This window comes from Microbulbifer regidiadema (SeqCode), from assembly GCF_052466995.1.
The window spans coordinates 2,201,783-2,222,335 of sequence record NZ_CP174297.1; the positions used below are offsets into that span (position 1 = coordinate 2,201,783).

Annotated in this window: 19 protein-coding genes; 4 read left to right on the forward strand and 15 right to left on the reverse strand. The window is 56.1% G+C overall.

The genetic code is table 11. From position 1 onward, the window contains the following. Positions 1–135: 135 nt before the first annotated feature. Entirely contained in the window at positions 136–1,104 is a 969-nt protein-coding gene (locus tag ACJJIK_RS09485) for an IS30 family transposase (protein WP_444944881.1), read from the forward strand. 366 nt (positions 1,105–1,470) lie between these two features. Here the strand turns inward: ACJJIK_RS09485 and groL are convergent, their stop codons facing one another. The 3 genes from groL to ACJJIK_RS09500 all read right to left on the reverse strand — a co-directional run bounded on the left by groL (position 1,471) and on the right by ACJJIK_RS09500 (position 4,154). Beyond that, the gene (gene groL, locus ACJJIK_RS09490; RefSeq protein ID WP_444944882.1) at positions 1,471–3,111 is read right to left on the reverse strand and encodes a chaperonin GroEL; all 1,641 of its coding nucleotides are present in this window, start codon (positions 3,109–3,111) and stop codon (positions 1,471–1,473) included. A 48-nt stretch (positions 3,112–3,159) separates the two neighbouring features. Beyond that, on the reverse strand, positions 3,160–3,453 hold the full coding sequence (locus ACJJIK_RS09495) for a co-chaperone GroES (RefSeq protein ID WP_020412315.1): 294 nt from the start codon (positions 3,451–3,453) through the stop codon (positions 3,160–3,162). A gap of 215 nt (positions 3,454–3,668) precedes the next feature. Further along, a complete protein-coding gene (locus ACJJIK_RS09500) occupies positions 3,669–4,154 on the reverse strand; it encodes an FxsA family protein (RefSeq protein ID WP_444944883.1) in 486 nt (161 codons plus the stop codon). Between the two features lie 142 nt (positions 4,155–4,296). On the opposite strand from ACJJIK_RS09500, the gene cfa reads away from it, so the two are divergent. After that, entirely contained in the window at positions 4,297–5,445 is a 1,149-nt protein-coding gene (gene cfa, locus ACJJIK_RS09505) for a cyclopropane fatty acyl phospholipid synthase (protein ID WP_444944884.1), read from the forward strand. A gap of 83 nt (positions 5,446–5,528) precedes the next feature. Here cfa and ACJJIK_RS09510 read toward each other — a convergent pair whose 3' ends face one another. Continuing rightward, entirely contained in the window at positions 5,529–6,290 is a 762-nt protein-coding gene (locus tag ACJJIK_RS09510) for an SDR family oxidoreductase (RefSeq protein WP_444944885.1), read from the reverse strand. 82 nt (positions 6,291–6,372) lie between these two features. Then, entirely contained in the window at positions 6,373–7,404 is a 1,032-nt protein-coding gene (locus tag ACJJIK_RS09515) for a DUF481 domain-containing protein (RefSeq protein WP_444944886.1), read from the reverse strand. 226 nt (positions 7,405–7,630) lie between these two features. Between ACJJIK_RS09515 and ACJJIK_RS09520 the strand changes: the two genes are divergently transcribed. Further along, entirely contained in the window at positions 7,631–7,936 is a 306-nt protein-coding gene (locus ACJJIK_RS09520) for an MGMT family protein (protein ID WP_444944887.1), read from the forward strand. A gap of 14 nt (positions 7,937–7,950) precedes the next feature. Here the strand turns inward: ACJJIK_RS09520 and ACJJIK_RS09525 are convergent, their stop codons facing one another. The 8 genes from ACJJIK_RS09525 to ACJJIK_RS09560 form a co-directional block, all read right to left on the reverse strand. Continuing rightward, on the reverse strand, positions 7,951–9,222 hold the full coding sequence (locus tag ACJJIK_RS09525; RefSeq protein ID WP_444931982.1) for an AmpG family muropeptide MFS transporter: 1,272 nt from the start codon (positions 9,220–9,222) through the stop codon (positions 7,951–7,953). Positions 9,223–9,436: 214 nt separating this feature from the next. Next, a complete protein-coding gene (locus ACJJIK_RS09530) occupies positions 9,437–10,810 on the reverse strand; it encodes an AmpG family muropeptide MFS transporter (RefSeq protein WP_444944888.1) in 1,374 nt (457 codons plus the stop codon). A 70-nt stretch (positions 10,811–10,880) separates the two neighbouring features. Continuing rightward, a complete protein-coding gene (locus tag ACJJIK_RS09535) occupies positions 10,881–11,453 on the reverse strand; it encodes a YbhB/YbcL family Raf kinase inhibitor-like protein (RefSeq protein ID WP_444944889.1) in 573 nt (190 codons plus the stop codon). Positions 11,454–11,470: 17 nt separating this feature from the next. Further along, entirely contained in the window at positions 11,471–12,460 is a 990-nt protein-coding gene (locus tag ACJJIK_RS09540; protein WP_444944890.1) for a threonine ammonia-lyase, read from the reverse strand. A 102-nt stretch (positions 12,461–12,562) separates the two neighbouring features. Further along, positions 12,563–13,963 (reverse strand): aldehyde dehydrogenase family protein, encoded by a 1,401-nt coding sequence (locus ACJJIK_RS09545; protein ID WP_444944891.1) that lies wholly within the window; start codon positions 13,961–13,963, stop codon positions 12,563–12,565. Positions 13,964–14,211: 248 nt separating this feature from the next. Next, entirely contained in the window at positions 14,212–15,087 is an 876-nt protein-coding gene (ampE, locus tag ACJJIK_RS09550; protein ID WP_444931987.1) for a regulatory signaling modulator protein AmpE, read from the reverse strand. 59 nt (positions 15,088–15,146) lie between these two features. Beyond that, positions 15,147–15,704, reverse strand: a complete 558-nt coding sequence (ampD, locus tag ACJJIK_RS09555) for a 1,6-anhydro-N-acetylmuramyl-L-alanine amidase AmpD (RefSeq protein WP_444931988.1) — start codon at positions 15,702–15,704, stop codon at positions 15,147–15,149. Between the two features lie 186 nt (positions 15,705–15,890). After that, entirely contained in the window at positions 15,891–18,278 is a 2,388-nt protein-coding gene (locus tag ACJJIK_RS09560) for a DUF1631 family protein (protein ID WP_444944892.1), read from the reverse strand. Between the two features lie 429 nt (positions 18,279–18,707). On the opposite strand from ACJJIK_RS09560, the gene nadC reads away from it, so the two are divergent. Further along, positions 18,708–19,562 carry a carboxylating nicotinate-nucleotide diphosphorylase gene (nadC, locus tag ACJJIK_RS09565; RefSeq protein ID WP_444931990.1) on the forward strand — a complete coding sequence of 285 codons (855 nt, stop codon included), beginning with the start codon at positions 18,708–18,710 and terminating at the stop codon, positions 19,560–19,562. 30 nt (positions 19,563–19,592) lie between these two features. Here nadC and ACJJIK_RS09570 read toward each other — a convergent pair whose 3' ends face one another. Then, a complete protein-coding gene (locus ACJJIK_RS09570) occupies positions 19,593–20,342 on the reverse strand; it encodes a sulfite exporter TauE/SafE family protein (RefSeq protein ID WP_444944893.1) in 750 nt (249 codons plus the stop codon). Beyond that, positions 20,343–20,525, reverse strand: coding sequence for a cbb3-type cytochrome oxidase assembly protein CcoS (ccoS, locus tag ACJJIK_RS09575; protein ID WP_444931992.1), 183 nt, complete (start codon positions 20,523–20,525; stop codon positions 20,343–20,345). It abuts the gene before it with no gap. Positions 20,526–20,553: the final 28 nt, after the last annotated feature.

A 20,553-nucleotide genomic window follows, 5' to 3' on the forward strand; every position in this document is an offset into this window, starting at 1 on the left:
GAAAATAACTGTCATTTATGCCAGTTTTTAATGACGCGGTTTCGGATAATAAGTGCAATTGGTAGTTGAGAGGCCAAATTTACTATGCCACTACAGGTAGAGTCTGTGCCTCTCCCGACCAAGAGAAAAGCACTGATGAGCTACAACCAGCTGACCGAGAACGAACGATATCAAATTGACGCATTAAAGAAAGTAGGACTGACGCAAAAAGAGATTGCTGATCAGTTAGGGCGTAGCCCTTCAACGATCAGCCGGGAACTGAAGCGTAATCGAGGCCTTAGAGGTTATAGGCCTGCTCAAGCGCAACGGCTCAGCGACAGCCGCAGAACCAAGGCTTATAAGGCCATAAAGTTGACGGATGAAGTGAAGGAGTGGATTGGCCAGTTGATACGCCAGGAGCTGAGCCCTCAGCAGGTTGTTGATTATCTACTGATACATAAGAAAGTGTCGTTGCACCATGAGACGGTCTACCAGTTTATTTACAGGGACAAATCCAGCGGCGGGAATCTCCATCAGCATTTGAGGGTCGCCTCTAAGCCTTATCGAAAGCGCTATGGCAGTTATGAGCGGCGAGGGAAGATTAAGAACCGTGTGGACATAGATGATCGGCCAGTCATCGTGGATCGCCGCAATCGTATCGGTGATTGGGAGGGTGACACCATCATGGGCAAGGGGCGTCAGAGTGCCTTATTGACCCTAGTTGAGCGGAAAACGCTGTATACGGTGATTGTTCGATTGACGGGGAAACGTGCCGACTTGCAGGCAGAAGCTGCTATAGCGAATATGGCTATTCTAAAATCCAAGGTTAAAACCATTACCTTCGACAACGGCCTTGAGTTTGCTGAACATGAAAGAATGGGTGCGGCGCTTGAAGCCGACATCTACTTCGCTCATCCGTATGCATCATGGGAGCGTGGCATCAATGAAAATGCGAATGGACTTATACGGCAGTACTTCCCAAAGGGGAGTGACTTTAACCAAGTCACCGACGAGCAAATAAAGCATGTTATGGAGCGCCTCAACAATCGCCCGAGAAGGACAAGGGGCTGCCGTTCACCGAATGAATTATTTATGGGGCAGCGAGTAGATTTACTCGCTGCATAATGGAATTGCGGTTATTACTTGAAACCGCGCCATTGCTTTTTATCAATAAAAACAACCCATTACCATCACTTTTCTTTGTCTGCTTCTTCTTACCTTCAGGACAGATAGAGTTCTTAACTTCCAACGCTGTTAAAGCCATATCTCACCTCAATGTGGGCACAAGTAGGGGTATCATGCGGGGTATCATCTACGATAATACCCCAAATTTTAGACGATTACATATGACGATACCCTTCATTAACCCCCTAAATCCTTCAGGATTTTGTGCGACACCAGTAGACCTCATGAGGCAAGAAGGCATAAAAAAAGCCCGCAAACCAAAGGCTTACGGGCTTTATAGGACTTAATGAGACTAAGTCATGACGATTACATCATGCCGCCCATACCGCCCATGCCACCCATACCGCTCATGTCAGGAGCAGCCGGCTTTTCTTCCGGGATTTCTGCAACCATGGCTTCGGTGGTGATCATCAGACCAGCGATAGAAGCTGCCGCTTGCAGTGCAGAGCGGGTTACTTTAGCCGGGTCCAGGATACCCATTTCCAGCATGTCGCCGTACTCACCAGTAGCAGCGTTGTAACCGAAGTTGCCTTCGCCTTGCTTGATCTTGTCAACAACTACGGAAGCTTCGTCACCAGCGTTGGAAACGATTTGACGCAGCGGCATTTCCATAGCGCGCATAGCAGCGGCGATGCCGTGGTTCTGGTCTTCGTTGTCGCCAGTTACAGAGATAGCCTGAGTAGCGCGAACCAGAGCGGTACCACCGCCAGGTACTACGCCTTCCTCTACCGCAGCGCGAGTAGCGTGCAGGGCGTCTTCAACGCGGGCTTTCTTCTCTTTCATTTCCACTTCAGTCGCGGCGCCAACTTTGATTACCGCAACACCGCCAGCCAGCTTGGCTACGCGCTCTTGCAGCTTCTCTTTGTCGTAGTCGGAAGAGGATTCTTCGATCTGTGCACGGATCTGGCCAACGCGCGCTTCGATGTCTTTCACATCGCCAGCACCGTCAACGATAACAGTGTTTTCTTTCGACAGGGTTACGCGCTTAGCGGTACCCAGGTGCTCCAGAGTAGTGCCTTCCAGCTCCAGACCAACTTCTTCAGAAATTACAGTGCCGCCAGTCAGGATAGCGATGTCTTGCAGCATAGCTTTGCGACGGTCGCCGAAGCCCGGTGCTTTAACCGCAGCAACTTTAACAATGCCGCGCATGCTGTTTACAACCAGAGTAGCCAGCGCTTCGCCTTCTACGTCTTCAGCAATGATCAGCAGCGGCTTGGAAGCTTTAGCTACTTGCTCCAGCAGCGGCAGCAGGTCGCGGATGTTGGAGATTTTCTTGTCTACCAGCAGGATGAACGGGCTGTCCAGCTCGGCAGTCATGTTCTCTTGGTTGGTGATGAAGTAAGGAGACAGGTAGCCGCGATCGAACTGCATACCTTCTACTACGTCCAGCTCGTTTTCCAGGCCGGAACCTTCTTCAACGGTGATAACGCCTTCTTTACCCACTTTTTCCATGGCTTCGGCGATGATAGTACCAACGTTCTCGTCGCTGTTTGCGGAGATAGTACCTACCTGAGCGATAGACTTGGTGTCGGCGCAAGGCGTGGACAAACCAGCGATGTGGTCAACTGCTGCGGTTACCGCTTTGTCGATACCGCGCTTCAGGTCCATCGGGTTGAAGCCAGCAGCTACGGATTTCAGGCCTTCGGTTACGATCGCCTGAGCCAGAACGGTAGCGGTGGTGGTGCCGTCACCAGCGGTGTCGGAAGCTTTGGAAGCCACTTCCTTAACCATCTGTGCGCCCATGTTTTCGAACTTGTCTTTCAGTTCGATTTCTTTCGCTACGGAAACACCGTCTTTAGTTACGGTAGGAGCGCCGAAGGACTTGTCCAGAACAACGTTGCGGCCTTTCGGGCCCAGGGTAGTTTTAACTGCGTCTGCCAGAATGTTTACGCCTTTCAGCATTTTCTGACGAGCGTCATCACCAAAAATTACGTCTTTAGCTGCCATGATTCTAATTCCTCAAATTCTTTTTGCGAGTAAAGTTAAAGGCTTGTCTTAGCCTTCCAACACGCCGTAGATATCACCTTCGCTCATGATGATCAGCTCTTCGCCTTCCACCTTGAGGGTATTGCTGTCGGCATAGCGACCGAAAACAACAGTGTCACCTACCTTCACAGACAGTGCGCGAACGTCGCCATTGTCCAGCTGCTTGCCCTCACCCACGGCTACCACTTCACCTTGGTTCGGCTTTTCTTTGGCAGCGCCTGGCAGCACGATACCGCCAGCTGACATCGCTTCTTCTTCCTTACGGCGTACTACGACGCGGTCGTGTAAAGGACGAATTTTCATGGATAAGTTCTCCATTGAGTCGTTTTAATGGTTTCCAACATGGGCGGCACTGGCCCCTGGGGCCGGTAACCTCACCCCTCTCTGTTCTCCAGAGGCGGGGCTTAATTCTTAGCTGAACCCTATCTAAGGGCGGGAATAAGGATTTCAACACCAACAGGTAAAAAAACTGCACAGCAAATTCTTACTGCGGGCATTTTGCATATTTTTTGACCAGATTAGGGCTTGGGACGCTTGTCTTCAACGGAGTGCTTAGCCTCCGCCGTGCGCTTTTCATCCCGCGAGTACTCACCTTCGATAATGTCATCGCCGCGCTTTTGCTGCGGTGACTGAGTGAAGTGCTGAGGGGGCACCACACTGATATGACGAAGAATAAAACCGAGCAACAGGTTTCTGAGCCCGGGGATCAGGCAGATAAATCCGAAGAAGTCAGTAATAAAACCCGGGGTGAGCAACAGCACCCCACCGACGGCGAGGAATATCCCCTCGACCATCTCTTTCGCGGGAATATTTCCGCTGCGCATCTTCTCCTGAGCCCGCAGCAGGGTAGAGATTCCCTGACGGCGAAGCAGTGTCAGTCCAGCCACAGCTGTCAAAATAACCAGGCCGATTGTTGGTAAGGCGCCAATTTCACTCCCTACGGCGATCAATACCCACATTTCGAGTACAGGGAGAGCTATAAATAGAAGTAGTAATGGGCGCATCGGGGGAATTCCTAGTTAACCAGCTTCGCAGAAAGCCGGGACAATCACATTTTTCAATATGCTGTAATAAATGGAGCGGGGAGGCAAATTATTCAAGGGCGCCTCCTTCAACCCAATAATAATGAGACCAAGGGAGAGTTGAATGACTAGCGAACAGCAGAATGCGGTAGAGGTTCCCGCTATCGGCCGCAGTCGCCATTTGCTGGGCGATATTTTGGCAAAAGCAGATATTCAAATAAATGGGGAGAGGCCCTGGGACCTTCAGCTCCACCGGGAGGCTGCCCAGGATGAGATTGTCGCCCGCCACAGCTTGGGACTGGGGGAGAGCTATATGCGCGGCGACTGGGATGTCCAGGATCTCGATCAATTTTTCCACCGGTTGCTCGGTGCTAGAATCCCGCAAGACTACCGAAACTGGCGTCAGTCCTGGCGCGCCCTGCGCAGCTATTTAATCAACTTGCAGAGCAAGAACCGCTCTTTCAACGTTGGCGAGCAACACTATGATCTCGGCAATGAGTTCTACAGCACAATGCTGGACAGTCGCCTCACCTATAGCTGTGGCTACTGGAAAGAAGCGCAGACTCTCGATCAGGCCCAGGAAGCCAAACTGGACTTGATCTGCCGCAAACTGGAGCTTAAACCGGGGATGCGCCTGCTGGATATCGGCTGCGGTTGGGGCAGCCTGATTGGCTACGCTGCGCAAAAGTATCAGGTCGAGTGCGTCGGCGTGACTATTTCCCGTGAACAGCAGGCCTATGTGACAGAGCGCTATGGGGGGCTGCCCATTACGGTCTCACTACAGGATTACCGCGAGCTCCAGGAACCCTTCGACCGCATCGCCAGTGTGGGAATGTTTGAGCATGTCGGGCGCAAGAACTACCGCACCTTTATGGAAACAGCGGAGCGCTGCCTGAAGAAAGACGGACTGATGCTGCTGCACACCATCGGCAACAATCAGCGCAGTGCTTCCACCGACTTGTGGACCGAGAAGTACATTTTTCCCGGTGGCGAACTTCCCTCTATCGGGCAGTTGGGGGATGCCGCCGATCACCTGCTGGTGTGCGAGGACCTACACAACTTCGGCTACGACTACGATAGAACCCTGATGGCCTGGCACAAAAATTTTGAGGAACACTGGCCGCGCTTTGCCGACCACTACGGCCAGCGCTTCTACAGGATGTGGCGCTACTACCTATTGTCTTACGCCGGCGCCTTCCGGGCCCGCTCACTACAGCTGTGGCAACTGATGTACTCGAAGTTCCGCGCCGGCGGCGTGACACGTGTGAGTTGAGCCCCCTCTGGCTCAAATTAATGCGGGCATAAAAAAAGGGTGAACAGCGTTCACCCTTTTTTGCGCTTCGCTAAGCCTGTAGCTTACAGGCGCGCACCGCCATCGATATCCATCACCCGACCGGTGACAAAATCGTTTTCCAGGATAAACGCAACGGTCGATGCGATCTCATCCTGCTCACCCAGTCTGCGCAAAGGCACCTGCTTGACCAGGCTCTCCAGAATCTCCGGGCGCATCTGCGCAACCATGTCGGTGCCGATAAAGCCCGGGGCAATCGCCGCAACACGCACGCCGTAGCGCGCCAGTTCGCGGGCCCAGGTTACCGTCATCGCGGCAACACCGGCTTTACTGGCGGAGTAGTTGGTCTGCCCCATATTGCCCGCACGGGACAGGCTGGAGATATTGATCACCACCCCACCCTTGCCACTTTCGGCCATAATGCCCGCAGCGGCACGGCCGCAGAGGAATACCCCGGTGAGATTCACATCAATCACCGATTGCCACTGGGCCAGGGACATACGATCGGTCACTTTGCCGTCTTTGCACTTGAGCAACATGCCATCGCGCATAATACCTGCGTTATTGATCAATACCTGGAGACCGCCAAAGTCGGCTGCGATTTTTGCAAAGCCGGAATCCACAGCCACCTCATCGGCAACATTGATCCCGTAGCTGCGCGTCTCTGCACCGAGCTTTTCACAGGCAGCCACGCTGTCTTGCAGGCTTTCTTCATTGATATCGATCAGGGCCAGGCGCGCACCTCTCGCCGCCAGGTACTCGGCCATCGCGCGCCCCAGTCCCTGGCCCGCACCGGTAATCGCAACAATACTGTCAGCGATCTGCATATTGAACTCCTCGTCGTCGCTCGTTTTTTAGATTTATCGTTTATGACTGCTTAAGCGTACCCAATGCATGCCCGCAGGGAAACTACCATTCGTAGCCTACACCAACGGTGACTTTGCTATCTTCTTTTTCACTTTCCAGGGAGGGGGTATTGTCGTACTGCCACTCGTAGCCGATCTCCATCAGCACACCTTCCACCAGCGGTGTGCGCACCCCCAGCTTGGCATTGGCTTCGTAGTCGTTACTGTGGTCGAAAGATTGCAGGGTTTCCTGATCGAAATAAATTTCCGGACCGAGGGAAAACTTGTAGCGGTAATTTAATGCGATTCGACCAGCAACGTAGCGCTCGTCCTGATCCTCACTCAACTCTTCGTCGATAAAGTTCTCGTGCAGACTGCTCAAGCCGCCTTCCATCGAGAAAGACGTTTTGCTGGTATCGTAAAAGAGATAACCCATACCGAGACCAAGCGTTGTGCCCAAGTCCAGATTCTGCGCCTCTTCTCGCTCCAGTTTACTGTTGGCGACAGCAAACCATTTCTCAGAAAATATCCAGCGCAAATCGTAGTTGAGCTGGATTTTTTCCAGATCGCCGTCCTCTTCACTGTCCTGGTTCTGATAAATAGAGCCTATCAGGTGGTGGAAATCCCCATGGCGAATATCCAGATTAATATTGGCATCGAGATCTTCACGCTCACGGTTACCGCTCTCGAATACGCCCCCAGCGGTAATATCACCGTGGAGCAAAACAGGACTCGTGGTAAACGCCGTGTAGGGTTCCGCCCGCTCGATTCCGGGAAAATCAATCAGCCAACCGCGCCCTTCAGCACAGTAAACTTCCCAGCGCTCCTGGCGATGACCCGCTAAGGTACAAGGTTCATCTCTACCGGCAATTTTAATATCGGTATCGATATCCATTGATACCACTTTGGATTTATCGACCTGGACTTCGCCGAAAGTCTCCGATTGCCAAGTGACCTGATCCTTTTCTACAAGAATCAGTTCCCCCTGAATGCGATCGCCATTTTCCAGGGTCAACACACCGGCCTGAACCTGCAAAGGTGCGAGAAGCAGGAGGGTGTGAGCGAGGAATTTGGGAGGTCGTATCGGTAAAACCACAGGGAAACCTTGGACATTTAAATGTAAGAATGGTGCAACTAGTCGTGCAACTACAGCAAAGCCGCATGATGCCATAACTCTGACTATGTAGCACGCGGTCTCAGTAGCAGCAGGAGTATGACCTTTTAAACTGGTAAAGTATCCATAAATAGCGAATAAAAATCCGGATTAGTGAGAGCGGAAAGCATAAAAGTGCGATCAAATACTACCGGTACTTGGAGCTTTGATGGAAAAACAAAATGCCCTGGAGAGAATCTGCCAGGCCCTCGCAGCCATTCCCGAGGGGCGGGTTGTCACCTATGGCGATCTGGCAGAAATGGCCGGCTACCCACGAGCCGCGCGACTGGCGGGTCAAACATTGCGCAAACTGCCCAGGGGCACCAAGCTCCCCTGGCACCGGGTGATCAATGCCCAGGGGCGTATCTCCCTGCCAGAACCGGGAGCCAGCCGCCAGCGGGAGAGGCTGGAAAGCGAGGGGATCACACTGCTAAAAGGGCGGGTCGATATGGGGAGATACCGCTGGAAACCGTAATCGGGCACAGAGAACTAGGCGACTTCATCGGCTCCCCAGGGCGCGACCCAAAATAGCAGGATCATTCCCGGCACCGCCAGCGCCGCACACAGCAGAAAAAAATGTGTCCAGCCCACCCCCTCCACCAGATAGCCGGTGGAGGCATTGGCAAAGGTGCGCGGCAGGGAGGTCAGAGCGGTAAACAGGGCGAACTGGGTCGCAGTGTGCAATTTGCTGGTTGTGCGGGCAATAAACGCAATAAACACCGCCGTGCCCAAGCCCACCCCGAGATATTCAAAGGCAATCACTATCGCCAGCAGCCAGAGACTCGGATCGAAACCCGGTGTCCCCACCAGCTCGCCATTGACCTCCGATAAAATAATAAATCCGAAAATCGAGACCAGCTGCACCACACCAAAAATCCACAGGCACTTGTTAATCCCAATCTTGACCATCAACAAGCCGCCCAAAAAGCCGCCAATAACCGCAGGCCACAAGCCGGCATTTTTTGCCACTATGCCGATATCGGTATTGGAATAACCCATATCCAGGTAATAGGGCGTGGCCAGCGCCGTGGCCATACTGTCGCCGAGTTTGTACAGAAACATAAAAGCCAGCACCAGCAGCGCCTGCCTGACCCCGTTGCGATTAAAAAACTCGACAAAGGGCAAGGCGATAGCCTCACGCAGGGATTTGGGCCGAGCGGCGGGGTGCTCAGGTTCAGCCACCAGCAAGGTCATAAACACGGCGATCAACATAAATGCCGCCGTGATAATAAAGACCTGATCCCAGGCCAGGTGATCCGACAGAATCAAACTGAGAGAGCCGGGAACCAGACCGGAGATCCGATAGGCATTGGCATGAAAAGAGTTGCCCAGGCCCAACTCCTGATCCGGCAAAATTTCCCGGCGGAAAGCGTCCAGGACAATATCCTGACTGGCACTAAAAAAAGCGACGGCAAAACAGAGCGCGGCTATCGTGCCGATATCAAACTCCGGCTTAAACAGCCCCAAAGCGCCAATAGAAACTATCAGCAACAGCTGCATCACCAGCATCCAGCCCCGCCGGCGCCCGAGCGCGGGAAAAGCGTAGCGCTCCATCAGCGGAGACCAGATAAATTTCCACGTATAGGGCAGCCCGAGCAGTGCAAAGATACCGATGGTGGCCAGGTCTACGCCCTCGGTACGCAGCCAGGCCGGCACCAGCTGTATCAACACAAAGAGCGGCATCCCCGAGGAGAAGCCGGTGCCGATACAAATCAGCATACGCCGATTGAGCACCGCCTCCCGGATGGTTTCGTGGGCCATAGTTTGTCGCTTTTATTCGCTGTGTATCATTTGCCGGTGATACCCGACCCAACAACTATCAGACACACAAGCAGCTATAACAGCGAGCCTAGGAGGAGTGGGTTGCACCGCTACAACCACCATAGACACAAGCCGGGCAAAGTGCCCGGTGAAGAGTTTTGATATGACATTGGATTGGGGAGCCCCAGCCAAGAGGAAAGTGCTCCCGCAAACCCTAGGTAGTGCCCGCCCCCGGCTGCACCACCTCTCCCGGCCAGTCGCGCTGTTCGCGCCGCCAGAAATAAACCGACAGCACTATAGCGGGAATCCCCATCAGCGCGGCGTAAATAAAGAAATAGGCATACCCCTGAGCATCCACCACTATGCCGGAAAAGCCGCTGATAAATTTACCCGGCAGGGTCATCAGAGAACTAAACAGCGCGTACTGAGTCGCGGTATAGGCCCTATTGGCCAAGCTGGAGAGAAAGGCGATCAGTATCGCATTGGCTATCCCGCCGCTGATATTGTCCGCGCTGATCACCAGTGCCAGCCACGTCTTATCCGGGCCGATCACTGCGAGCTGGGCAAACAGCAGATTAGTGCAGGCGACCATTACCGAGCCCAGTACCAGCGGGCGCACAACGCCGTAACGCACCACTAAAAGCCCGCCGAGAAAGGAGCCGATAATGGTGCAAAAGAAGCCAAACAGCTTACTGATCTCAGCAATCTCTGTTTTGGTAAAACCGAGATCCAAATAGAAGGGGTTGGCCATCACCCCCATCGCGATATCACTTAAACGAAAGATACCGATAAACACCAGTAAAACGATGGCGAAACGGCCATTGCGCTGGAAAAATTCGATAAAGGGACAGGCCACGGCGCGGACAAACCACCGTTTTAGGCGGCTGTGTTCCCCCTTGCCCAGCAGGCGCTCCGCCCACTCACTCTGTAGCGCATCGGCCTCCCTGCTGACCTGGCTGTGATCCGGCTCGGCAATAATCAGGGTGGTAATCACCCCAACCCCCATCAATCCGGCCATGGCGAGATAGGCCCCAGACCAACTGAAGATATCGGCAATAAACAGGGACCCGGCGCCGGCAATCAACATGGCCACCCGATAGCCAAACACATAATTGGCGGCCATGGCGCCCTGGTACTCATTGTCCATAGCCTCAATTTTGTAGGCGTCAATCGCCACATCCTGGGAGGCCGAACAGAAAGCGACCCACAGGGCCAGCAGGGCTATCTGCATCAGGGAGAGCTGGGGGTTCACACTGGCCATTCCCACCAGGCCAAGCGCTATTCCCAATTGCGAGACCAGCATCCAGCCCCGGCGCTTGCCCAATTTATCCGTAAAGAACGGCAGGCGCAGCTGATCGACAATCGGGGCCCAGAGCACCTTGATGGAAAAGGTAATCCCCACCCAGGCAAAAAAGCCGATGGCCGTGCGGCTGACACCGTAATCCCGCAGCCAGGCGGTCAAGGTGGAAAAAACCAGCAGAAGCGGGAGGCCGGCGGAAAAGCCGAGAAAGAACATGGCGAATACACGGGGCTTCAAATAAGCGCCCAGCGCCTGCCCCCATGTCATTGGCTTCTGCGAATTGGTCAAGCGCGGCCTCCAGAGCCCGAGCCGCTGCAACAGCGATCACCGTGCAGCGGGATTAGATTGATGTATTTACTCAGTGGCCCCACACAACTTGCAGCTCTGCTTCGGCCAATTTATTGGCATTGATATTGAAGCCAACTTTAGCAGGAGAAGCATCTTCATCCAGTGGCAGGGATTCCACTTTCAGGGCATAGACACGAAAACGATAGCGGTGATCCCCGTGGCCCTTGGGCGGGCAGGCGCCGCCGTAGCCGGGACTGCCATAATCATTGCGCCCCTGCACCGCTTCCGGGATCAGGCCGTTTTTCAGGTCGCCGGCCCCCTCTGGCAAGCTGGTCGTGTCCGCCGGAATATTAAATACCACCCAGTGCCACCAGCCACTGCCGGTAGGTGCGTCGGGGTCGTAAGCGGTAATGGCAAAACTTTTAGTGCCCTCCGGCGCCCCACTCCAGCTCAACTGGGGGGACAGATTCTCACCGCCACAAGCGCCGTAAACATGGGCCATGGGCATTTTTTTCCCGGCCTGTAGTGAGCTGGATGACAGCGTCAGTTCCTCAGCAGTGGCGTTAACCCCAGTCAGTGACAGGGTGGCGGCACAAATCCAACCGGCAACTCCCCGGCCGCTTTTTTTCAACCATTGACTCATATCCCAGTTTTCCTCTTCTACTTTTTTTCACTGGACAGCAGTGGCGCCACTTTATCCAGATCCATATTTCCGCCGGTCAAAACAACCACGACATTCTTATTGCGGAAGCGCGCGCTGTGCTCAATGATTGCAGCGAGGCCCACCGCCGCCGACGGCTCTACCAGCTGTTTGGTTCGCGTCCACAATAGCTGCATCGCATTGACGATACCAGCTTCGCTCACCGTCACAATATCCCGCACGGTGCGCTCAATAACGGCATAATTTTTATCCCCCAGTGTGGCGCGCAGGCCATCGGCAATCGTATCGGGCTGCTGCGTGGTGATATGAACGCCACCGCGCAGTGAGCGCTGGGCGTCATCGGCTCCGGCGGGCTCGGCGCCAATCACCAGGGTGTCTGGGGCCAGTGCCGCCACGGCCAGCCCCACGCCGCCGAGCAAACCGCCGCCGCCCACCGGCACCACCATAACGTCCGGCGTAAAACCCTGTTCGCGGCTCTGCTGCAACACTTCCATCGCCACCGTGCCCTGCCCGGCAATAATGCGTTTATCGTCGTAGGGCGGAACTGGGTGCGCACCGCTCTCCAAAAGCACAGCGGCCAGCGTAGATTCGCGCTCGGCCAGACTGGGGCCCGAAGTCACCACCTTGGCACCGTAACCCTCTACCGCAGCCCGCTTGGCCTTGGGTGCAGTCTCCGGCATAACCACCGTGCAAGATAATCCCCGCTGGGCGGCGGCCCAGGCCAGGGCCGCACCGTGATTGCCGGATGAGTGGGTTGCAACTTCCTCGACCCCCTCGGGCAGAAGCGACAGCGCATTGGCGGCGCCCCGCGCTTTAAACGCGCCCACCTTCTGCAAGTGCTCGCACTTGAACCACAGGTTGGCACCGGTCAATTCATTTAGCTGTCGAGAGCGCAGCAACGGGGTGTGATGTATTTGTTCCGCAATATTTTGCGCGGCACTAAATACATCCTCACTGGTAGGTATCTCGCTGTGATCCAGGGGCGCCATTCGGTGTCTCCTTTTCGGCTAGTTGGGCATAATCCAGCTGATCTGACACCGAGTATTCTACGGAGCAGGCACAGCAGAACCGTGTGCCTATTGATGCGGGGATTATTTGCTGAGCATACGCAGGAATTTCATTTTCCTGTCGCTGTAGGGTGCATATCGTATATTGATATCGAGAATATTTCTGCGCCGCATCACCGCCTTGTAGTGGCTGAAGGTGCGAAAGCCGTGCTCGCCGTGATAGGCCCCCATACCGCTGGCACCCACTCCGCCAAAAGGCAGGTCCTGGGCCAGCATAAACATCATGCAATCGTTAACGCAGGCATTGCCGGAGCTGCAACGGGATAGAATGCGGTCTGCCAATGCATCATCCCGGGTAAATATATACAGGGCCAGGGGTTTTTCGCGCTCGTTGATAAACGTCTCCACGTTGGAGAAATCATCGAGTTCAATAATGGGCAGTATCGGACCAAAAATCTCCTCCTGCATCACCCCCGCCGAGAGGTTGACATTGCGCATCAGAGTCGGCGCCATATAGCAGTCATCCACATCGACTTCACCGCCCGATATCACCTCCCCATCTCCCAGGTAATCCGACAGGCGGAGGGTGTGCTGGCGGTTAATAATGCGCCCATAATCGGCGGATTCTCGCGGGTGCTCACCGAACATTTCCCAGAGTACCCGCTGCAATAGGGGGGTGAGGCGATTGGCGGTTTCGCGGCTACACAGCACATAGTCCGGGGCGATACAGGTCTGCCCCGCATTGGTAAATTTACCCCAGATAATTCGCCGCGCCGCCACGGCCAAATCCGCATCGTCGGCAACGACACAGGGGCTCTTGCCACCGAGCTCCAGGGTCACCGGGGTCAGGTGCTTGGCCGCTGCCGCCATAATGATTTTACCTACCCGGCTACCGCCGGTGTACATAATATGGTCCCAGCGCTGCTCCAGTAGCGCCGTAGTTTCTGCGACCCCGCCCTCGATACAGGCAAAGGCGTCGCTGTCGAGATAACGGGGCAGTAACTGTGCAATTAAGCGGGAGGTCGCCGGCGATAACTCCGAGGGCTTCACCACCGCGCAGTTGCCGGCGGCAATTGCCGCTACCAGCGGCGACAACAGTAATTGCAGCGGATAATTCCAGGCGCCAATAATCAGCACGACCCCCAGCGGCTCCGGCTGCACATAGCTTCTCGCCGGCTGGGCCAGCAGCGGCGATTGGACCTTGCGCGGGCGCAGCCACTTTTTCAGGGATTTCAGGCTGTGATTGATATCGCTGTAGAGAAAGGAGATTTCGGTGAGATAGCCCTCTTGGTGGGGCTTGCGCAAATCGTCGTGAAGCGCCCGCAGAAAATGTGCCTCATTATCTGCAATCATCTTGCGCAACTGGGACAGTTGCCTGCGCCGCCAGCTGATTTCCGCCGTGCTGCCACTGCGAAAATACGTCCGCAATCCCGCCACCTGTGTAGAGGTATCCCTATCATTTGCGCGGGCCAAATCTGACAACATATGCGGTTCCAATACCGAAACTTCCAAACCCGGGGTCCTCCAGTGAGTATAAGTCGTCACAGGCAGTGGCTAACTCTGCTCTAGTGCTACGGCAAAGCACCGAAGCTCGACAGATGGGCGCGCAATTTCGTCAGATAGGGGAGATAAGTCAAGATAGAAAGGAAAGAAAATATTGAAAATGACGACAGGTTCAACAATCGCCCCCGGAGTTTAATCGGGCACTCCGGGGCGATTGTACAGGCTGCCGCTCAGATAAAGAGCACCGCCAGTGCCAGAGCGGTAATCCACAGCAGCAGTGCTCTGGATAGCAGCGCCTGCAACCCCTCGATCTCCGCGCCACTTTGACGCTGTAGCTGCGACAGATCGGCGCTGCCGCTGCACTCGCTGGCATCAATACCGCCGAGGGCGCCCTCCAGATAGGCCTCAAGCACCTGGTCGGTATCGCTCTCGCGACACATCAACACCCGGCGCCAGGCGCGGTAGCAGCCGGCGAAGTTGCCCACAATGGCAAAGCTCAGTCCCATCACCCGGACCGGCAACCACTCCAGCAACCACAGCCAGCGCGCCGCCGTTGTCTCCTCGGAGGAGTCCCGGGTATTTTCTGCGTACATAGCACTCAAGCGAAAGAGTATCGCCCCGGGAATTCCCAGCAGGATAAACCAGAACAATACGGCGAAGAGTCTCTCGAAAGCACAGTAAGCGGCACCGCGAAAAACCTGTTCATGCAGGCAGGTGCCGTCGGAGGGCGCCTCGTGTAACTCGCGCAGAATCGGCGCCGCCGCTTTGGCGGCACCGTCCAGGTCACCGCTATACCAATTGCGCAGGTAGTTCGCGATGATATCGTTAAAGTTGCCGCGACCGAGACAATAGAGCAGCAGCGGCACCCCCACCAGCAGATAACCGAGGCTGCCGGCGGTATTCTCCACCAGCGCCATCACAATCGCAGAGATCAATACCGGAACGAGAATAGTCACGCCAAGCAATAGGCCACTATTGCCATTTAAGCGGCTGGAGGTTTGCAAATGCTCACTCCAGCGCTTAAACCAGCCATCTCGGTGCAAGGGAGCCCCCGAACCCCAGATTTGCACCAGAGCAACGGCGATCAAGACAATTAGCAAAGTCATAAATATTCCGGGCTTGTTGTAAATTCCTACAGCGACCGCCACAGGGCGTTAGCGTGTTATCAGGTTATTTCTTTCAATTTATTGAAATAGTGCTCCCAGTCGAAGCCGGGGCCCGGGTCCAATTTGCGGCCCGGCGCTATATCCGAGTGACTGGCAATTCTATCCGTATTGATGGCGGGGTAGGCCCGGATGATCGCCGCACTGACCTCGGCCAGCGCCGCGTACTGGGCATCGGTATACACATCGGTATCCAGGCCCTCAAGCTCGATGCCGATGGAAAAGTCATTGCAGTTGCTGCGCCCGTTAAACTCGGACTTGCCCGCGTGCCAGGCGCGCCGGTCCAGGGGCACGTACTGAGTCACCAGGCCGTCGCGATCAATCAAAATATGCGCGGACACCTGGAGTGCGGCAATTTCGGCAAAATAGGGGTGTGCGTCGATATCCAGCTGCCCGAGGAAAAAGGCATCGATATAGGGGCCGCCGTACTGTCCCGGCGGCAAGCTGATACTGTGAATCACCAGCAGATCCACCGCACAGGCTTCTGGACGACTATTACAATGGGGACTGGGAACCCGGCGTGCGTCCGTCAGCCAACCGGACTCCACTTGATATTTCAATCTGCGATCTCCGCTGCAACCTATAGACAGCCCCGGTACCTCCCGAGGCTTCAGCTGTTACCATTTTATGGAGCGTTGATCGATATGCCAATCGGATCGGGGCAGTATCGCGACACCGCTTGCAGAAAAACCGCCGGACAGGGTACCCCAAAACAGCCCCCTGCCCGATCCTTCAATCGCGATGGGCTAACGCTGCTCACTGCGCTTCTTGCGCACATTGCCAATCACCGACTGTAGTGCCCGCTCGAACAACATACCGTCATCCAGCGGCAACAATTGTGCCGAGCGCAGGGCGTGGGCCAATTCCAAACGGGCGAATTCCGCCACCTTGGCACCGTTGCGATTGACGAAAATAAACTGGTCGATATCGCGGATTACCGCCGCCAGACGACAGCGGAACTGTTCGTCCTCGGAGCGTTTTAACTCGAACCAACTGCCCTGCGCCAGGCGGAAAGTCATCTGCCAGTGGGGATCATTTTCATCGAGGGGGGCCAGGCCGTCCTGTTCATGTGCCGCCACCTCCGCCTCGGCAACCACTTGCTCCAGCTCTTCCATCTGCGGCACCGCCACTTCCTCCGCCGGTGCGGTTTCAGCAACCACGGCAGGCGGTTCGGCGGGGGTCGGCTCTACCGCCGTCTCTGTAGTTGCCTCGGCAACCGCCGCCACGCCAGCGGGCTCGGCGCTGCTTTCCCCTTCGACTGCGGGGGCTACTGGCACTTCGGCAACAACGGGCGCCGGCTCTACTGTCTGGGCCGCGCGCACTTCGCGGGCAACCTGCTCCGCCACCTCGCGCTCACGCTGCTCCGCCAACTGCTGGGCCAGCGCAAAGCGCTCGCGATAGACCTCTTTGAGACCGGAGAACAGGGTGCGCGCCTCGAATGCGTTATAGGAAAGGGCCTCAACCCCCTCGCGCAGTCGCTCCTGCAACACCGGCAGCAAACTCAATAACTGCTTGCGGGAATCCGGCATGGGCGCCTGCACACTCCACACGAGATCCCTCGCCGTGCGCACATCGCGGTTCCAGGCGTCACTCTCGGTGCCCTCTTTAACGCAGGTCAAAAACAGTACATTGTTCCAGACTTTATTCAGCCAATCCTGCACCACCTGGGGGAGATCCCGCTCTGCCACCAGGGCGTCCATGACTGCGGCAACCCGCGCGCGTGCGGCCTGGGTCTTGGCGCGGCCATCGGCCTCATCGACAACGCGGCGCTCCAGCATCTCGGCGCGCTTGCGCTCGCGGATAATAAATTCCCGCAGGGATTCCAGCAGCACGGCAAAGATATTGATATCCCGGTCAAACTCATTGAGCACCCGCTCGACAATGGCCGATATCTCTTGATACAGGGGATCGGATTCGTAGTTATCCCCCGCCTGCCAACCGGTGGCGGCATCGGCCAGCTCATTGAGCAGTTTGCGCGCCGGGTGGCCGCCTTTACTAAAAAATGACTTGTCCGCGATCGCCACTTTCAACAGCGGCAGCTGCAAGCGGCCCAGCAGAGACTTTATTTGCGTGGCGAGACTGCGATCTTCCAGGATAAAGGAGAACAGCATCTCCACCAGCTTGATCACATCGCTGTCGACTTTTGCCAGCGAGGCCGCCTGGTTGGAATCCACCAGGCGCTGCTGGAGCAGTTCGCCCACATTCAATAGCTGTACGGCACCACCGCCCTGATAGTGGCTGCCGCTTTGCAGTGCGCCCAAATGGGAGAGCAAATCCCCGGCGGGCATGGGGGTAACCCCCGTCGCAGCGGGCACTAGCCCCGGGGGAAAGTGCCCCGTCGCCGCAACGCCGCCCGGCACCGCCTGACCGCCCACCGGAATACCGGCCTGGCCCCCTGCGGTAACACCTGCGGGGGCGTGGGCAGAGCGCTGCCTGGCCGCGCGCTGTTGCTCGCGCAGGGAGGGCAGTACCCCCTGATCTATCAACAGCTGGTTACAGAATTCATAGAAGTCGCGCAGCTGCAACATCACCACCTGTTCGAACTTTTTCAACAGGATCAGGCGGGCGCGGATAAACAGATTCAGATCCTGGACCGCCTCGACAAAGGCATCGCAGATAGCGTCGGGCCCCAGGGGATTGTTTTTTTCATAGACCTTGACGGAGTAGAGCCTGTCGAGCCTCATACACAGATCGGTGAGCGGCTCGGCAAAATCGCGCTTGGCATTGGCCACCATGGTATCGGCGGCAACCAGCTGCTCCAGGTCATCGTTGTGAACCAGCGACAGGTTATCGGAGGCGAAACTGCTCTCTGACTTTTCCTCCTCGCGTATATCAAAAGCGCGGGAGATATTCTTGATAAATTGCTCGGCAATATTGCGGCGCTCCACTCGCAACAGGCGCAGCGCCTGAAAGAGGCCATCCTGCTCCTCCTGCCCATGGGCCCGCTCGGCCATGGTAAACAGGGAGTCATCAACTTTGCCGAATAACGTTTTTATCCGCTCTAGCAGTTGTTCCGCCGACTTCTCTTTCAGCATAGTCACTGCGGCAGGCAGAACAGCGGGCTTACCGGATATAGAAATACTGTGCGCTCCACTTTTTTCTGATAGGGAAACTATCTTACTGGATTCACTCATTTCCAAGAGGTCCTTCGAATGCCGTTCGACGAGTAACGCTGTGGCAATAACAAAAATTAATAGGTGGAAAAGTGCTCTTGCAAATCGGATCGGGCGCCTGATATCTCCCGCTCAGCACACTGCCACCCCGTTGATATGTCGCCGCGATCATGCGCGAAATATCTGCCGAAGTTCTTGATTTCACTCAATATTTGACCGTACAAAAGGCGCTTTCATACCCCCCTGAATAGCGCCTGCGCTTTGACCAAGTTCAATCTCCGACCATTCTACTCGGGATATTGGGAAAACTTACACCGTTGCACGACAGATTTGAGATGCCTGTCACAGCCATTGGTCGAGCCAGCTGCTACCCCTCAAGTGCCCCAGTTGGGCAGTCAAAACCCCGGGGGTTTTGGTAAACTGCGCCGGCGTTAATTTCGAGGTTTTCCAATGCGACCACAAGACACGGCTATTCCCAATATCACTACCGATCTGCAACGCGCAGTGCAAGCCGCCCTGGAGGAAGATATTGGCAGTGGCGATATCACCGCCCAGCTGATCCCAGCGGAGCGCACGGCCCGGGCCCGGGTAATCACCCGCGAAGATTGCACGCTGAGTGGTCGCGCCTGGGTGGAGGCGATTTTTCACGCCCTGGACCCGGAGTTAACCCTCACCTGGCACTTCGAGGACGGCGAGCGCATCGCTGCCAACGCGGTAATTTTTGAGCTGGAGGGCAACGCCCGCACCATCCTCACCGGCGAGCGCGCCGCGCTGAATTTCTTGCAGACCCTGTCCGGCACCGCCACAACTGCGGCGGAGTTCGCCGCGCGAGCGGCGGGCACCGAGGTGAAAATTCTCGACACGCGCAAAACCATTCCCGGTCTGCGCAGCGCACAGAAATACGCCGTGCTCTGCGGTGGCTGCCACAATCACCGCATCGGACTTTACGACGCCTTCCTGATCAAGGAGAACCACATCGCTGCCGCCGGCGGTATTGAGCACGCCGTTGCCCAGGCCCGCGTTATCAAGCCGGAGGCCCTGATCGAAGTCGAAGTGGAAAATATTGAGGAGCTGCAACAGGCGCTGGCGGTCAATGTCGACGTGATTATGCTCGACGAGTTTAATGACGAAGACACCCGGGCGGCCCTGGCACTGGCCAAGGGCAAGGCCAAAATTGAGATTTCCGGCAGCGTCGACCGGGATCGCATCGCGCAACTGGCCGAACTGGAAGTGGACTATATCTCCTCCGGCAGCCTGACCAAGCACCTGCGCGCTATCGACCTGTCCCTGCGGATCGATCTCTAGCGCCCAGTTGCGCAGCCACCATCACCGCGCTCAGTGGTGGTGGTGATGGTGCCCCTGCTCTTCTTTGTCTTCAGCGGGGGCCTGCATCTCGCCCATCGCCCCGTGGTTGGCGTGATCGCCGTGGCCGCTGTGGCCCATTGCCCCCCACAGGGTCCAGATCCCAAACAGTAAAATTGCGGCGGCAAAACCGTAGCGCACCCCCGGCTTCTGCACTATGCCGCGCACCTGAGCGGCGGCGGCCCCGGTGGCCAGCATCGCCGGCACTGTGCCCAAACCAAATGCGAACATGGCCAGGGCGGAACGCTCGGCACTGCCCTGGGCCAGGGCGAAAGTCAGCGCGCTGTAGACCAAACCGCAGGGCAGCCAGCCCCACAGGGAACCCAGGGCCAGGGCCTGGCCCGCAGAGCGCACCGGCAGCAGTTTCGCCGACAGTGGCTGCACGTAGCGCCACAAGTACCTGCCGCCCTTTTCAATCCAGGACAAACCACTCCAGATGCCGCCGATATACAGCGCCATCAGAATCAACATAATCCCGGCGGCAAAGCGCAGCGGAGTCAGCACCGGCAATACCGCCGCCCCCAGGGCACCGGCCAGTGCCCCCATCAGCGCATAGCTGCCCAGGCGCCCCAGCTGGTAGGAACCCAGCTGCATCCAGGCGGTCTTCTTGCCCGGCACCGCCATGCCCAGTGCGCCGGAAATTCCCCCACACATACCGATACAGTGGCTGCTACCCAAAAAGCCGATCGCCAGCGCCGCAGCCAAAAACCCCCACTCTCCCACTTACTTCTCCCGCGTCCCTTCCGCCTCAGGTTTGTCCTGCTGCATATCATCGTCAAACAAGATACGGCGACCCTCCGTTTCCAGGTCGTCGTACTGGCCGTTGTTCACGGCCCAAAAAAAGAGCTTTACCGCAAAGCCAACCAAAATCACCGCAATGGGTATCAGGAAATACAGACTTTCCATTCGTTACACCTCCTCTTTCTGCGAGCGC